Origin of the sequence: Burkholderia sp. AU45388 (assembly GCF_030481585.1) — a bacterium.
Classification (GTDB): Bacteria; Pseudomonadota; Gammaproteobacteria; order Burkholderiales; family Burkholderiaceae; genus Burkholderia; species Burkholderia sola.
Genome location: NZ_JAUJPV010000015.1, coordinates 35,050 through 49,186 on the forward strand (window position 1 = coordinate 35,050; position 14,137 = coordinate 49,186).

Annotated in this window: 13 protein-coding genes and 2 pseudogenes; 10 read left to right on the forward strand and 5 right to left on the reverse strand. The window is 61.6% G+C overall.

Features of this window, described 5'->3' with window-relative positions:
• The first annotated feature begins 166 nt into the window (after positions 1 to 166).
• From QZM72_RS22430 to QZM72_RS22455, 6 genes and pseudogenes are all read left to right on the forward strand, one after another.
• Complete coding sequence (locus QZM72_RS22430) at positions 167 to 574, forward strand: hypothetical protein (protein WP_186195752.1); 408 nt, start codon at positions 167 to 169, stop codon at positions 572 to 574.
• A gap of 64 nt (positions 575 to 638) precedes the next feature.
• Positions 639 to 1,397, forward strand: a complete 759-nt coding sequence (locus QZM72_RS22435; RefSeq protein ID WP_046577741.1) for an SOS response-associated peptidase family protein — start codon at positions 639 to 641, stop codon at positions 1,395 to 1,397.
• A gap of 160 nt (positions 1,398 to 1,557) precedes the next feature.
• Positions 1,558 to 2,934, forward strand: a pseudogene (gene ligD, locus QZM72_RS22440) (non-homologous end-joining DNA ligase); the annotation flags it as partial.
• A 791-nt stretch (positions 2,935 to 3,725) separates the two neighbouring features.
• On the forward strand, positions 3,726 to 4,754 hold the full coding sequence (locus tag QZM72_RS22445) for an IS110 family transposase (protein ID WP_301739248.1): 1,029 nt from the start codon (positions 3,726 to 3,728) through the stop codon (positions 4,752 to 4,754).
• Between the two features lie 264 nt (positions 4,755 to 5,018).
• Positions 5,019 to 5,609, forward strand: coding sequence for a tyrosine-type recombinase/integrase (locus QZM72_RS22450; protein ID WP_301739249.1), 591 nt, complete (start codon positions 5,019 to 5,021; stop codon positions 5,607 to 5,609).
• 30 nt (positions 5,610 to 5,639) lie between these two features.
• A complete protein-coding gene (locus tag QZM72_RS22455) occupies positions 5,640 to 5,786 on the forward strand; it encodes a hypothetical protein (protein WP_301739250.1) in 147 nt (48 codons plus the stop codon).
• A gap of 91 nt (positions 5,787 to 5,877) precedes the next feature.
• Here the strand turns inward: QZM72_RS22455 and QZM72_RS22460 are convergent.
• Positions 5,878 to 6,018: pseudogene (locus QZM72_RS22460) on the reverse strand (transposase); the annotation flags it as partial.
• Positions 6,019 to 6,547: 529 nt separating this feature from the next.
• Here QZM72_RS22460 and QZM72_RS22465 point away from each other — a divergent pair.
• Entirely contained in the window at positions 6,548 to 7,231 is a 684-nt protein-coding gene (locus tag QZM72_RS22465; RefSeq protein ID WP_301739251.1) for a haloacid dehalogenase type II, read from the forward strand.
• A 2-nt stretch (positions 7,232 to 7,233) separates the two neighbouring features.
• Here QZM72_RS22465 and QZM72_RS22470 read toward each other — a convergent pair whose 3' ends face one another.
• Positions 7,234 to 7,404 (reverse strand): hypothetical protein, encoded by a 171-nt coding sequence (locus QZM72_RS22470; RefSeq protein ID WP_301739252.1) that lies wholly within the window; start codon positions 7,402 to 7,404, stop codon positions 7,234 to 7,236.
• On the opposite strand from QZM72_RS22470, the gene QZM72_RS22475 reads away from it, so the two are divergent.
• Both QZM72_RS22475 and QZM72_RS22480 read left to right on the forward strand, forming a co-directional pair.
• A complete protein-coding gene (locus QZM72_RS22475) occupies positions 7,391 to 8,278 on the forward strand; it encodes an alpha/beta fold hydrolase (protein ID WP_301739253.1) in 888 nt (295 codons plus the stop codon). The genes QZM72_RS22470 and QZM72_RS22475 overlap by 14 nt on opposite strands.
• Positions 8,279 to 8,685: 407 nt before the next feature.
• Entirely contained in the window at positions 8,686 to 9,609 is a 924-nt protein-coding gene (locus tag QZM72_RS22480) for a proline dehydrogenase family protein (RefSeq protein WP_301739254.1), read from the forward strand.
• A gap of 100 nt (positions 9,610 to 9,709) precedes the next feature.
• Here QZM72_RS22480 and QZM72_RS22485 read toward each other — a convergent pair whose 3' ends face one another.
• Entirely contained in the window at positions 9,710 to 10,636 is a 927-nt protein-coding gene (locus QZM72_RS22485; RefSeq protein ID WP_301739255.1) for a LysR family transcriptional regulator, read from the reverse strand.
• Positions 10,637 to 10,738: 102 nt separating this feature from the next.
• On the opposite strand from QZM72_RS22485, the gene QZM72_RS22490 reads away from it, so the two are divergent.
• A complete protein-coding gene (locus QZM72_RS22490) occupies positions 10,739 to 11,743 on the forward strand; it encodes an NAD(P)-dependent alcohol dehydrogenase (protein WP_301739256.1) in 1,005 nt (334 codons plus the stop codon).
• Between the two features lie 87 nt (positions 11,744 to 11,830).
• Here QZM72_RS22490 and QZM72_RS22495 read toward each other — a convergent pair whose 3' ends face one another.
• Both QZM72_RS22495 and QZM72_RS22500 read right to left on the reverse strand, forming a co-directional pair.
• Positions 11,831 to 12,730 carry a LysR substrate-binding domain-containing protein gene (locus QZM72_RS22495; RefSeq protein WP_036040679.1) on the reverse strand — a complete coding sequence of 300 codons (900 nt, stop codon included), beginning with the start codon at positions 12,728 to 12,730 and terminating at the stop codon, positions 11,831 to 11,833.
• A 69-nt stretch (positions 12,731 to 12,799) separates the two neighbouring features.
• Positions 12,800 to 14,089, reverse strand: coding sequence for an alpha/beta fold hydrolase (locus QZM72_RS22500; RefSeq protein WP_367620039.1), 1,290 nt, complete (start codon positions 14,087 to 14,089; stop codon positions 12,800 to 12,802).
• Positions 14,090 to 14,137: the final 48 nt, after the last annotated feature.

Below are 14,137 nucleotides of genomic sequence, written 5' to 3' on the forward strand. Positions count from 1 at the left end.
ATGGATATACAGGGTTGGCCGATTGTAACCCAGCCATCTCAAAAAGCCAGCGCGGGAATTGCACTAGCCGGTTGACGGTCCGCCGGACGCCGGCGCCAAGCGCCGCTCGGCAGCAGTTGCGTCCGGCGAGCGTAAGATGACCAAATCGAATCCGGAAGGAGGCGACATGCGAAAACCCCTGACCGAAATGCAGCGCGCATTCATTGACTGGTGCATCGCTTACTCGAAGTTCGAGATCGTCGACTCGATGTCGATCAGCATGGTGTCGGCCGTCGCCAATAGCTACGACTTCGTGGCAGACGAGGCCAAGCTCGACAGGTACGGCTATTGCACGCCGAGAATGATCAGATGGGGCAAAAGCCTGTTTCCCGACCCGCCGGGCAGCCCCGAGGGATCGGGTTTCGATGATGCTTACGAGGACGTCTGTACTGCGCTTGACGACTGGCTACGCACCTTCGTTATGCCGATGACGCAGATCTCGTTTCCACCCGAGCCGAGCCATGAAGGCGGGCCGGTCTACTACAACGACCCGAGCATTTCCGACGTGCAAGATCCGCCGTCTGAGACGCCGTGACGCCCTAGGTGCGCCATGGCGTCCAGTGGGCCGATATTCGTCGTTGTCGAGAGGGAGGTCTGCCTTGTGCACCAACTATGTTGCAACCAGTGAAAGCCGGTACGCCGATCTTTTCGATTCAGCGCCGCCGGATGGTGATTGGCCGGCCGAAATCTACTGTGACTACCCCGCGCCGTTCATCCGCCGCGGCGCCGACGGCGAGCGGGAATCGCTTCTGGGCAGCTTCGGTATCCGGCCGCAATCGCGGATCGGCAAGTTCAAGTTCGACACCATGAACGCGCGCAGCGAGACGGTCGGACAGAAAGCCAGCTTCAAGGATTCCTGGCACGCCTGCCGATTTGCCATCGTGCCAGCGGATGTCATCTATGAGCCTCGATATCCACCCCTTCCGGATCTCGATGGGCCGGATCGCGACGAGCGGGTGCGCAAGGTGCTGAAGGACAAATCGGAGCGCTGGGGTATCGAGCTGGCCAGCGGTGCGCCGTGCGCCGTCGCCGGGTTGTGGAAACCCTGGCCCGAGCCCGACGGCACCCTGGTCTTCGGCTTCACGATGTTAACCGTCAACGCGGATGGCCATCCTTTCCTGAGCCAGTTTCACCGACATCTCGAGGCGGACGGCACGCCGAACGAGAAACGCGGCGTCGTGATCTTGCTGCCTGAGCAGTACGATGACTGGCTTAACTGCAGGGAGCCGGAGCAGGCACGGTCGTTCCTGTCGTTGCTGCCGGCCGAGGCGTATCGGGGCCACCCGGCGCCGCGGCCGCCTCGCCGCAAAAAGCAGGAGCTCGCTGCGCCCGGGCCAGCCAACGACGAGCTGTTCTAAGCCTGCTGCCCCATGGCTTGCCGACCCGCCCGGTGTTGGCCGCACGCCGGGAACGCTTCCTGATACGCCCCGGGGACGCGCGAGCATACGAACGGAGCGGCGAACGGCCGGCCGAGTTCGCGTGGCGTGCCTGCGCGCCGCGACGTTCCAGGAGGGAAAAATGGGCAAGCCGCTTGACGAATACGACCGGAAGCGCCGCTTCGACTCAACGCCCGAGCCGGCCGGCGCGCGCAGCGCGCGCGGACGACGTGGGCGCGGGGCACTGCAATTCGTCGTGCAGAAGCACGACGCCAGACGCCTCCATTACGATTTTCGGCTCGAGCTCAACGGCACGCTGAAAAGTTGGGCCATCCCCAAAGGCCCGTCACTGGATCCGAAGGTCAAACGTCTGGCGGTGCACGTCGAGGACCATTCCGTCGAGTACGCATCGTTCGAAGGCCATATCCCCGAGGGGCACTACGGCGCCGGCGACGTCATCGTGTGGGACCGCGGCGTGTGGATCCCGGACGGTGATCCGGTGGAAAGCTACCGGAAAGGGCGGCTGAATTTCACCCTCGACGGCGAGAAGCTGGCCGGCGCCTGGCACCTGGTGCGCACGCGCATGGAGGGCAAGCAGGAACAGTGGTTCCTGATCAAGTCCGGCGACGACGCCGCGCGGCGCTCGGACCAGTACGACATCGTCGAGGCTCTGCCGGACAGCGTGCTGAGCGAGCGCGGCATACCTGGCAAGCGCGCCGCAAAGACCGCCGCGCGTCCCAAGGGCGGCCGCAGGACCGGAGCGAGCCCGCTTCGATCTACGACGTCGCTCGAGGGGGCGCGCCGGGCCCCGCTGCCGGCCACCTTCAAGCCGCAGCTCGCCACCCTGGTCGACGGGGCGCCGGACGGCGAATGGCACTACGAGATCAAATTCGACGGCTATCGCATGCTGACGCGGATCGACGGGGCGGAGGTCCGGATTTTCACGCGGAACGGCCATGACTGGACCGCGAAGCTGCCTGACCAGGCGGAAGCCTTGGCCGGCCTCAAACTCGAGTCGGCCTGGCTCGACGGCGAGGTTGTCGTGCTCGACCAGGACGGGTTGCCAGATTTCCAGGCGCTCCAGAACGCATTCGAAGAGGAGCGCAGCGGCCAGATTCACTACTGCCTGTTCGATATCCCGTATCTGAACGGCATGGACCTTCGCGCAGTTCCGCTCGAGGCTCGTCGCAGTGCATTGGCGGCCGTGCTCGAGCGCAACCGCAGTCCGCTGCTCGGCTTCTCGGAGGATTTCAACGAGTCGCCCGAGGCGATGCTCAACAGCGCGTGCGAGCTCAAGCTGGAGGGCTTGATCGGCAAGCGCGCCGGGAGCCTGTACGAATCGCGGCGATCGGACGACTGGATCAAGCTGAAATGTCGCCACCGCCAAGAATTCGTGATCGCCGGCTACACGGAGCCGAGCGGCAGCCGTAGCGCCTTCGGGGCCCTGGTCCTTGGCCTGCACGACGCCGATTCAGGCGAGCTGCGTTACGCAGGCAAGGTCGGCACCGGCTTCAACGAGGCCACGCGTCGCCCGAAGTAATGTTGAAACTTTTCGCGAACTAAATCTGGATCTTTGCCTGAAAACATTCGGGCCGGTGTGGCGCTTAGGATTTGATTTTCTTTTAAATCAAAGGTTTGGCGAGGTGGGCGAAGTAAAGTTGTGACTTTTTCGGGTTCCGTGCATCTGTCTGGCAGGAGCGTGTTCAGTCTGAAGCCCTGTATTGACGCGCTTGACAGCGGATTCTGGCGGGTAGCATTAGAGATTGGCGTCAGCCTCGTGCAGTCTCCGGAATCCGCTTCCCCGGCTGTGCGGGACGTTTCGCACGAGAATTTGCATTAGCACATGTGGCGTGGCTGGCGACGAAGATCGTGAGTTGGAAAAACAGTGTATCCGGTGACAATCTATTTAATTAGCATAACGAATTGTTGAATAATGAGGCCGGTATCGATAGTAGACAGCAGGGCGAGCAGGCGATAGCACTGAGACCTGTCCGCAGTCCCGGTGTCTGCTGACAATGGCCGCGGCTATGCCTGATCAGGCAAGGGAGCAAATGCTTTGCGAGCCGGTTGTATCACGTCGATGGGCCCGTACACATGCACTCCGCGAAGTTGCAACTTCACTTCCCGACATCAACAAGATCCGTCTTTAGTTCGCATCTCCGGAAAGTAAAGTTTGGCACATGTGAGGTACGCTCCCACGGAGCGGCGGGGCTTTCTTTGGGGGGGCAGATGTCACGACTAATGGGATGGTCCGCCCCGCCTCGCCGGTTAGGTTACGCTGGGCGCGTTCAATCCGAACTGGAGACCATCATGGACAGCACGACGCTCGTTGGTATCGATCTGGGCAAGCATAGCTTCCACCTGCATGGGCAAGATGGAAAAGGTAAGGCCGTGTTTCGCAAAAAGTTGGGGCGCAAACAGCTGATCGAATTCTTCGCGACGTTCCACACCTGCACTGTCGTAATGGAGGCCTGCGCCGGTTCGCATCATATGGCCAGGAAGCTTGCCGCATTCGGGCATAGCGTCAAGTTGATCTCGCCACAGTTCGTCAGGCCGTTCGTCAAATCGAACAAGAATGATTTCGTCGATGCCGAAGCGATCTGTGAAGCAGCGTCACGGCCGACAATGAGATTCGTGACGCCAAAGACAGAATCACAGCAGACGCTTTCGGTCTTGCATCGTGTGCGCGATTCGATGGTACGCGATCGCACCCGGACCATTAACCAGATGCACGGCTTCCTGCTCGAGTACGGAATTAGTTTGCCAGTGGGCAAAACTGCCGTCACGCGTATGCCAGCCGTGCTCGCCATGCATGATTTGCCTGCTCGGTTGGTTGCGATTCTCGAACGTCTTCACGAACACTTCAAGTACCTTGAAGGACAAATTAGCGAGATCGACCAGGAGTTGGCGCGCCAGCTCGCTAGCGATGATCTCGGCCAGCGTCTACTAACAATTCCCGGCATCGGCCCGATCACCGCCAGCGTACTCGCGGCGGAAATGGGTGACGGCAAGCAATTTGGATGCAGCCGCGATTTTGCGGCATCGGTGGGGCTCGTCCCAAGACAATACAGTACGGGCGGGAAATCCAACCTCCTAGGGATCAGCCGTCGCGGCGACAGGAACGTAAGGCGGCTACTGGTCCTGTGCGCGAGAGCCTACATGCGATGCCTGGAGAAACGAAGCGGCCGTCTAGCAGATTGGGTTCGCGCGATGCTCACGAGGCGACATTCAAACGTGGTGGCGTGCGCGCTGGCCAACAAGCTGGCCCGAACCGCTTGGGCAATTGTTGCGCGCCACACCACATTCGACGCCGGATACGGCAGCTACCGGCCTGAATGAACTGTAGTCCTGTCTTGACTGACGAAACACCCCACTGGTTTTGCGACGACTGAAAATTGATGACATGAACGGCACACCGGCCTGTGGAACAACCTGGGAAGTAAAGAGGCTTCTGGAAGCCGACCGACTTTAGAGGATCCCCAGGCGCGAATCTCATCGTGGCGCGGGAAGCAGTTCCCACAACGACGCCGAATAGATTTAGGCAAGCCAACACGACATCGAAATTCAGGGTTGCAAAAATGGGGCGGACCATAGATTTACTTCGTGGGACGGCTGCGTACGGAGTTACGCACACGCGCCGAACCGTTCGCGCTGGAGACGGCGCCGGCCGCCACGCCGCTCATCGCGCACCTGGTCACGGGCGCGGCGCTGCATCCGAACACGATCGGCACGCTCTTCAAGCAGATCTTCGCGCGGGCGGCCGAGCAACTCGCGGTCAGCTATCCGGGCGCCGCCGAGGATCTGCGCCGCGCGAGCACGCACTGGCTGCGACACACGTTCGCCAACCACGGCCTGGACGCCGGCGCCGACATCCGCGACATGCAAGCGCTGCTCGGCCACGCGAGCTTGGCCACCACCACGCACTACACGAAGGGCGACGCGGTTCGCCAGTACCAGACGGTCGAGTCGTTCTTCAATGCCGCGCTCGAGGGCGCCGGTGGGCCCGGTCCAGCCGCGGCCGCTGCGACGGATGAAGCGGATGTCGCAGACGACGATCGCGGCGCGCGCCGGGCCGGCCGCGCACGGTGCGTCGCGGTACACGTGACGTTGCGCGTGGCCCCGAAACGGGACGGCGGCCGCGGCCGGGCCCGCGTGCTCGCTCGCATTGCGAGCGAAGTGTTGGCCGGCTTCTAGCCCTCGGCACGGCAGGGCGACGTCACGGTCTTGCAGGTGCCGTTCGAGTCCGAAGACGAATTCGATCGCCAGGTGGACGACCTGATGGTGGCGATCGCGCTGATTGCCGAGCAGCATCGCTGCACCTCGGACAGCGAGGCCTGGGCCGAGGTCGACGGTGAGCGCTGGCGGTGGTGAACGCCTGACAGCCAGCTTGCCGGCGAACCGATCAGCTGGGCTTGTCAGCGCCGCTCGTAGCCTTTTCCGCGCTGCTCGAGAGCAGATTACGTCGGGTCCAATTCCCTAGCGTGGCTACCGGAACGCCAAGCCTGCGCGCAGCCTCGTGCTGCCCAACCGATTCAGCAAGCCTGACCGCCTCAATCTTGAACTCGTCCGTGTATTGCCGTTTCGGCACTGACTTTTCTGACATGCAATCCTCCGTACATACAGGAAATTAACAAAATTCCTGCTGTACGCGAAATCGAGACAGGGTCAAGAACGCTCGGCTGCGCAAGATGTACGTCGAGGAGAAGATTTAGAACGGCGCCGTACTGATGCACAGCTATCGGCACAGGCCAGGAAAAGTTCGATTTTTCATATATGACACTTTGAAATTTCGTGATTTTCAGCACGGACACTATCGTCTATCTTCAGGGTTCGCCCCTGGCGCTGAACGCATTGCCGTGAGGATTGAGGTTTGCCGCGTGAAAAAATTTTGGCAGGCTCGAATATGCGCGGCATGGGATACAGCAAGAACAGCCCAAGCACGTCAGACGACTGTTGCTTGATTGCTTGCGGTACAACCGCACTACACCGAGGGACGCAGTGTGAATGAGTCCACCAATCCGGGCCGGCGTTCCTTGCTTGTCGGCGCGGTAGCGGCAACATTATCAAGCGCATTTCCAGCGGCAATTGCAGCAATGTCGACACAATCCACGCCCATATCCAATGAAACTTCAATGGAACGTCCCATTCTTGTATTCGACATTGCCGAGACGATCCTCGATCTGCGAGCACTGAGCCCGGTTTTTGAAAATATCTTCGGCGATGCCGCCATGTTGCGCACCTGGTTCGATGAGGTCGTGCTGTACGCGCAGGCGCTTACGCTTACCGGCGCCTATGTCGACGTGGGCAGGGTGGGCGCGGCGGTGCTGAAGATGCTTGCGAATATTCACGGGCGTGTCGTGGATGCCGCACAACTGGCTCGGTTCAAGAAGATATCGTTGGCCTTGCCGGCCTACGCGGACGTACGTGACGGCCTCGAAACCCTGCAGCGTGCAGGTTTCCGTATGGTGACGCTGAGTAACAACCCCGGAGCAACGTGCGAAACGCAATTGACGAATGCAGGAATTCGACCATTCTTCGAGCGTGTCTTCAGCATCGACGATACCGTTCATCGATACAAGCCTGCTCGTGAAGCCTACCTCGAAGTTGCCACGGCATTGAACCGTCGCCCGGGTGATATGTGGCTAATCACCTGCCATGCATTCGACGCAATGGGGGCATTGGCCGCGGGCCTACACGCCGGCTTGCTTTTGCGGCCCGGCAACGCCCAGTTCGAAATCGGCGCGCAATCGGACCTGGTTCACACGGACCTCCGCACCATGGCCGACGCCCTGGCTGCACGATTTCCCGCGCACTGAAATCAAGTCTTGAAAATGAACCAATCGAAAACCGCGTTCAGGATGCCGATCAACAGAAGAATTTTCTTGAGTGCGCTCGCCGCGACAGCTGGCAGCAGTGTGCTTTCTTCCGCAAGGGCTCGGTCCTCGAAGGTCCGATCCAACGATACGAGTGATGGGATGTGCACCATCACGGCCGGTGTCCTCGACGTGGCATATCGACAATCAGGACCGCGAGACGGACAGGCCATCCTGCTGTTGCATGGCTTCCCCTACGACGTCCATTCCTTCGACATCGTGGCAAGTCGCCTGGCGGCCACGGGCAAGCGGGTTATCGTCCCCTACCTTCGCGGTTACGGCCCTACGCGCTTTATCGATGGCGCCACGCCTCGCGTAGGTCAACAAGCAGCACTCGGCAATGACGTGATCGCACTCATGGACGCGCTGGACATCCGACAGGCCATCCTCGCCGGTTTCGACTGGGGCGGGCGTGCCGCGTGCGTCGTCGCGGCATTGCATCCCGAGCGCGTGACGGGCCTTGTCAGCAGTGGCGGTCCTGGCTACAACATCCAGAATCAAAACACCTTTCTTATCCCTCGCAGTGCTCAGTGGGAACGCGAGCATTGGTTTTATTGGTACCTGAACTCACGACGTGGAATGGCCGCGTTTTCCGCCGACCCGGTGGCATTCTGCCGTTATCTATGGCGAAGCTTCTCGCCTCCGTGGAATTTCACGGAGGCGACGTTCCTACAAACAGCACGATCATTCGCCAATCCCGATTTCGCTGCCGTGGCCTTGCATTCGTACCGCTATCGCATAGGGGAGGTTCCGGGAGATCCGGCTCTCGAGCCGATAGAAAAGAAATTGTCGGACAGTCCGACGATCTCGATTCCAACGATCGTCATCGAAGGCGCGGAAGACGGTGTCGATCCACCAGGCGATATCGAATCGGAGCTTCAGCATTTCGGCAAGCTTCGGCGCAGGACGGTGCTGACGGGGGTAGGTCACAACGTCCCGCAAGAGGCACCGAGCGAGTTCGCGACTGCGGTTCTCGACCTCTGTGATTGAACCTGACCGATAGCATCCGGTATGAGCCAATCAGGCATCCCGAGGTTTCACCCGTAATCGTAGGTGACTCGGGGCTAGCCAAGCGCGCTCATTGCGCAAGAAAGAGAGGCCGATGCGGCACGCCACAGGCAAGCATGTGCATTTTTTGCGCTATGATCGATCATCCGACTTGGGTTCTCCACGGTAGCATTTGCATACCGTAACGTACTTACCATTTAGTCCCCTCCACAATGTACGCAGCTGCCTGGCCTCCCTCGAACGCACACTGAATCGCCTGGTGTCGATGCATGGATTGCATCGCATTGGCACTCGTCCCGGACCTGTTCCCAATGACGGTCCGGAGATGTCGCACGAATCGACTTGTTCTGTCCGGATTCGTGTGACTGCGTTTTTTGTGAGACCACAGCATGCGTATTCTCAATACGATGGCGGCGCACGCCATCCCGTTCGTTCCCCGTTCGCTGATTCGTAAGATTTCACGCCGCTATATCGCCGGCGAGACGCTCGCCGATGCGAGCACTCGCATCCGGGCACTCCATGACTCGGGCTTTCGCACAACCGTCGACGTGTTGGGTGAGACTGCATCGTCGTCACGGCAGGCTGAATCGATGACGCGTGATTATCTTGAACTCGTGCAGGCGTTCGGGGCGCAACAAGAGCCCACCGAGCTGTCGATAAAACTAACGGCGCTGGGCTTGCATCTGGACGAGGAAGCCTGCATGAAGCGCGTCTCGTCGATCTTGCGAGCCGCGACGTCGCATGGAATCAGCGCCTGCATCGACATGGAGGACACCCGATTCACCCAGCAGACGCTCGACGCGTTCTCCGGGCTCGAAGCGCAGGGATACCCTGTTGGCGTCGCGCTGCAAGCGTATCTGAGGCGAACCGACAATGACATTGTCGCGCTGCAGGCGCGCGCAAGCCGGATGCGCATCTGCAAGGGAATCTATGCGGAAGCGGCGGAGCACCTGGTCGATGGCGCATCGAGGGATCGGGCTGCGATAAACGTGCACTTCGCTCGACACGTTTCTAGCGCCTTACGGGCTGGCTCGTTCGTGGGGATTGCGACGCACGACGCACGATTGATCGATACGCTGACCGAGTGGATGCAGCGCGAGCGGATTGACAAGTCACGCTTCGAGTTCCAGATGCTCCTGGGCGTGTGCGAGCCGCTGCGCGACGCTTTGCTTGCGCAAGGGTTCAACGTGCGTATCTATGTGCCGTACGGCCGGGACTGGTATGGCTACAGCACCCGACGCATCAAGGAAAATCCACGAATTGCCGGGTATATCCTCCGGGCAGCGATGACACGTGGTTGGCGGGCACGCTAGTCGTTCCAACGCGATGAGGTAACGGGAGAGGCAAATTCCCGGTCCCGCTGTGCTCGACCTTCCGCGCCGGCCCAGTATGCGGGGGGCGTCGCGGATGGTTTCAGCCGCACTCGTGGGTTGCGGTCGTCCACGACGGATGTTCGAATTCTTGTGCCATCCAGTCGATGAATGCACGTACCTTCGCCGGCGTGTACTGCGCCGACGCCCGGACCACGTACATGGCCTCGTCGCCCGCCACTTCCCATGATGGCAGTACCTCGACGAGGCGCTTCTCGCGCAGTTCGTTCGCGACGATCCAGTCCGCGCAGTAAGCCACGCCGGCGCCTTGCAGGGCCGCGTGCGTCATGGCATCGATATCGTTGGTGGCAAGTCGGGAACGCGTGCGCACCGCATGCCGTTTTCCCTGTCGAGACAGATGCCAGACCGGATGCGACGCCATCGGCGTGAAGCCGATGCACGGGTGCTGAAGCAGGTCACGCGGATGACGGATGGGCGGATTCGCCTCGAGATACGCTGGCGATGCACATAGCAGTCGGCGCATGCTTGTCACATGCCGCGCGACAAGCCGATTGTCTTCCAGCCTGCCGATGCGCACGCCCGCGTCGAAGCGTTCCGCGATCAGATCGACGAAGCGGTCGCTGAAGTCCGCTTCCACTTCCAGCGCCGGATAACGGGCGAGGAATTCGGGCAGCCTCGGCGCGATCCAGCGCCGGCCGAAACCCGCCGGCAGGCTGACGCGCAGCAATCCAATCGGCGAGGCGCTCAGCAGGCGCGCTTCTTCCTCGCCGCTGCGGATCAGTTGCATCGCCTCCTGCACCCGCTCCCGCAGGCGCATGCCGGCGTCGGTAGGGGAAAGACGGCGCGTCGACCGTTCGACGAGACGCGTGCCGAGCCGCGTCTCCAGTGCCTTCAGGCGTCGCGAGATGACCGAACTGTCGCGACCCAACTGCCGTCCCGCCGCCGTAAAACTTCCCGTTTCGAGCACGGCCAGCAAGGCACCGATCTCGTCCGCTTCCACGCTGTTCATTCATGCACTCCATGCAAGGATGTTGTGTTTTGCGGATCGATTATAGAAGTTTACGAGGCGTAGCATGGACCTCTTCGATAACGAGAACGGAGCAACCCAGCCATGCGTGCCTTTCAACTGTCATCCGGAGAAGCCTGGCAACTGTCCCTGGGCGAGGCGCCGGTGCCGCGTCCCGCGGCGGACGAAGTGCTGATCCGGCTGCATGCAGCCGGCCTGAACTACCTGGACCTGATGGTGGCGCGCGGTCGGCTGGGCGATACCACGCCGCCATTCGTACCGGGCACGGACGGAGCTGGCGAGATCGTCGAAATGGGCGAGCGCGTTCGCGGCTGGGCGATCGGGGATCGCGTGATATCGGGATCGATCGTCGACTGGTCGGCGGGCTTGCCGACCGAAGCCAGCACACGGCGTATTCGTGGCGTCACCATGCTGGGTTCGCTCGCCGAGCATGCCGTCGTTCCGGCCGGCGCACTGGTTCGCATACCGGACGGCATGCCCTATACGCAGGCGGTCACATTGCCGATCGCGGCCACCACCGCGTGGAACGCGATTGCCAAGAGCCATACCGGCCCGGCGTCCACCGTTGCACTGCTCGGTACCGGCGGCGTAAGCCTGTTCGCATTGCAGTTCGCCAAGGCGGCGGGCGCGCGGGTGATTCTCTCGTCGTCTTCGAATGAAAAGTTGGAGCGGGCCAAGCAACTCGGCGCCGACGTGCTGCTCAACTACACCACGAGGCCCGCATGGGACGAAGCCGTGCTCGAAGCGACGGATGGCCAGGGGGCGGACCTGGTGGTCGAAACGGTGGGCGGCGCCACCTTCGCAAGGTCGATCAATGCGGCGAAGATCGGCGGCACGGTCTACGTGGTGGGCTTCATCGGCGGGATGGAGGTCAGCATGCCCGTGCTGCCCGTGATGGTCAAAACGCTGAATATTCTAGGCAGCCAGACGGGTTCCACCAGCGATCTGGCGCGCGCGGTGCAAGCCGTGCGTCAGGGGCGCATCGAACCGGTGATCGATCGGGTGTTTCCATTCGAGGCGGCCGCCGAAGCCTATGCCTACCTGGCGTCGGGAGCGCATTTCGGCAAGGTGGTGATGTCAATCGATTGAGCCTCGGGCTCGCATCAGCCTGTCGCGCCGGGCAGGCGCCAGGCTTCGCATATCGCTTGGCCGCCGCCGCGCGGCCATCGAACCAAGCTATTCGGCGCGCGGGTGCCGAATATCGTCCTGTATCGCGCCTACCACGATGTCGGTCAGCCTTTGCACCGCCGCATTCGGCTCGGCTTCCGCGCAGTGAAGCGTCAGGGGGGACGCAGGCAAGGGCGGCAGCCCCATGACGACCGGATCGAGCGCCACCAGGGCTTTCGGCAAGCTGATGGTCGTTCTCAAGGTGATGCCGAGCCTGGCTTCGGCCGCCGCCCACAAGCCCGAAAGGCTCGGCGACGTGAAGACCAACCGCCAGGGTATGCCGGCTGCGTCGAGCGCGTCGACGCCGGCGGTGCGGAATGTGCAAGGGGGCTCGAATGCAATCAATGGCAAGGGCTCCGAGCCCAGGCTCTGCCTACCGGGCCAGTCGGGATGACCGATCCAGGATACCGGGAGTTCGGCGATTCGTTGGGCATTGGGCGAAGTGCTGCTGTCCCCCCACGCCAGCGCCATGTCCAGGTCGCCTTTTATCGTCTTTTCAATCAAGGCCACGCTCCGGTCTACCTGCACCTCGACCCTGACGCGTGGATGTGCCTTGGCGAAACGCCCTAATACCGCGGGCAACATGGAATCGGCAAAGTCTTGGGGCAACCCGAGCCGCACCCATCCTTCAAGATCGGAACCTCGGATGGTGTCCACCGCCTCGTCATTGAGCTCGAGCAATCGCTTGGCGTAGCTCAGCAGCGATTCGCCGGCCGTGGTCAACGCCAGCCCCCTGCCTGATTTCTGCACGATCGGAAGGCCGATCTGCTCTTCGAGCTTGCGTAGTTGTGTGCTCACGGACGATTGCGAGCGGCCGAGTCGGTCGGCCGCCCGTGCAAAACTGCCGAGCTCGAAACCCATGACGAAGGTGCGCAGAACGTCCATGTCCAGATTGGTACGGCTGCTCATGTCTCGGTGGCTCCAGATGAAGCGGGCAATGGAATCGCAGTGCTCGCAGTATAGTTCAGACCACGCTCGTCAAGCCTTGCCGGAGGAGACCGGGCGATTCCGTTGCAGGAACTCGAGCAGCAGACGATGGAAGCGTTCCGGCTGCTCCTGCTGCACCCAATGGCCGGCGCCCTCGATCAGATGCACGCCTTGCATCCGCGTGCAGGTGCTGGACCGCATCCGTTCCAGTGCGCCGGCTTTGCGATAGGTGCCCCAGTCCGCAACGCCGGATATGTAGCAGGACGGAACGTCGATGGTTCGTCCGGAGAACAATTCGATTTCCGATTTGCCGACCGCTCCGGTGTGGCAGCGGAACCAGTTGAGACCGCCCTGAAAGCCGGTTTGTCGAAACGCGTCGGCGTACACGGCCAACTCCCCGTCGCTCAGCCACTGGTTCGCCGCGACATCGGCCGCCGACGGCATGTAGGGTCCGACGGTCTCCGCCATTCCGACGCCGCGATCCATGATGTAGTAAGTCGGCAGCGTCGCGAGTTCCTGGGCGGATCCCGATCGCAGTGGGTGAGGCCGGTTGCCTGGCCAGTCCGCGCTTTTCACGTGGTAGTAGGCGCGCAGGAAATCGTTCAGCCCCTGGGCAGCGTTCTGCATGTCGTCATTGGTGGCTCGCAAACCGAAATAGGTCATGCTGTCCATGCGCGGCCGGGGCAGCGCCGCGAGTTGCTCGTCGAGCGACGGCTGCACCGACGGCCCTGGCTTACCGGCCGTGTCGAACGGAACGACAGGCGGCCCGTCGAACGGGAAGCTCATCAAGGCCAGCGAGCGAAATACATCCGGACGCACGAGCGCGCAGTATGCCGCGATCATCGCGCCGAAATCGTGGCCCACCACGGCGGCAACCGAGCGATGACCCATCGCCATTACCACTTCGAGCGCATCGCAGGCGTATGCGTGAGTGCGAAATGATGCAACGTCGCCATCGTAGCGATCGTCCCATCCCGTGGTACGGCCGTAACCGCGCTGGTCGGGGGCGATAACGTGGTAACCCGCATCGGCCAGCGGCAACATCACTTTCCGCCAGCTGTAGCTGGTTTCCGGAAAACCGTGCAACAGCAGCACGGCCGGACGGCCGGGTGTCTCGTATCCCGACTCCCGAACGTGAATGGAAAGTCCGTTGATACCGGTAAGCGTTCGTTGTCGTATTCCAGGCATGTTCATGACTTGATCCATGGGATCCTTGCTCTCCATGTGGTTGTCCCGGGGGGCGCCTTGCGCCTGGAACGAAGCGGCTCGTACCGGCGCGCCCATCATCATCACCGGCAAGCCCGACGTCCAGGCAAGCAGCTTGCGTCGCAATGGATTCACGATTTCATTTCCTGACGTACTCCTTAATTCCTTCGAAGCAGGAGCGGG

What these genes read in the sequence shown, in the direction of transcription:
- QZM72_RS22475 (WP_301739253.1), top strand. Translation starts at nt 7,391, where the DNA reads ATGTGCACCATCACGGCCGGTGTCCTCGACGTGGCATATCGACAATCA.
- QZM72_RS22465 (WP_301739251.1), top strand. Translation starts at nt 6,548, where the DNA reads ATGGAACGTCCCATTCTTGTATTCGACATTGCCGAGACGATCCTCGAT.
- QZM72_RS22480 (WP_301739254.1), top strand. Translation starts at nt 8,686, where the DNA reads ATGCGTATTCTCAATACGATGGCGGCGCACGCCATCCCGTTCGTTCCC.
- QZM72_RS22485 (WP_301739255.1), bottom strand. Translation starts at nt 10,636, where the DNA reads ATGAACAGCGTGGAAGCGGACGAGATCGGTGCCTTGCTGGCCGTGCTC.
- QZM72_RS22445 (WP_301739248.1), top strand. Translation starts at nt 3,726, where the DNA reads ATGGACAGCACGACGCTCGTTGGTATCGATCTGGGCAAGCATAGCTTC.
- QZM72_RS22430 (WP_186195752.1), top strand. Translation starts at nt 167, where the DNA reads ATGCGAAAACCCCTGACCGAAATGCAGCGCGCATTCATTGACTGGTGC.
- QZM72_RS22490 (WP_301739256.1), top strand. Translation starts at nt 10,739, where the DNA reads ATGCGTGCCTTTCAACTGTCATCCGGAGAAGCCTGGCAACTGTCCCTG.
- QZM72_RS22495 (WP_036040679.1), bottom strand. Translation starts at nt 12,730, where the DNA reads ATGAGCAGCCGTACCAATCTGGACATGGACGTTCTGCGCACCTTCGTC.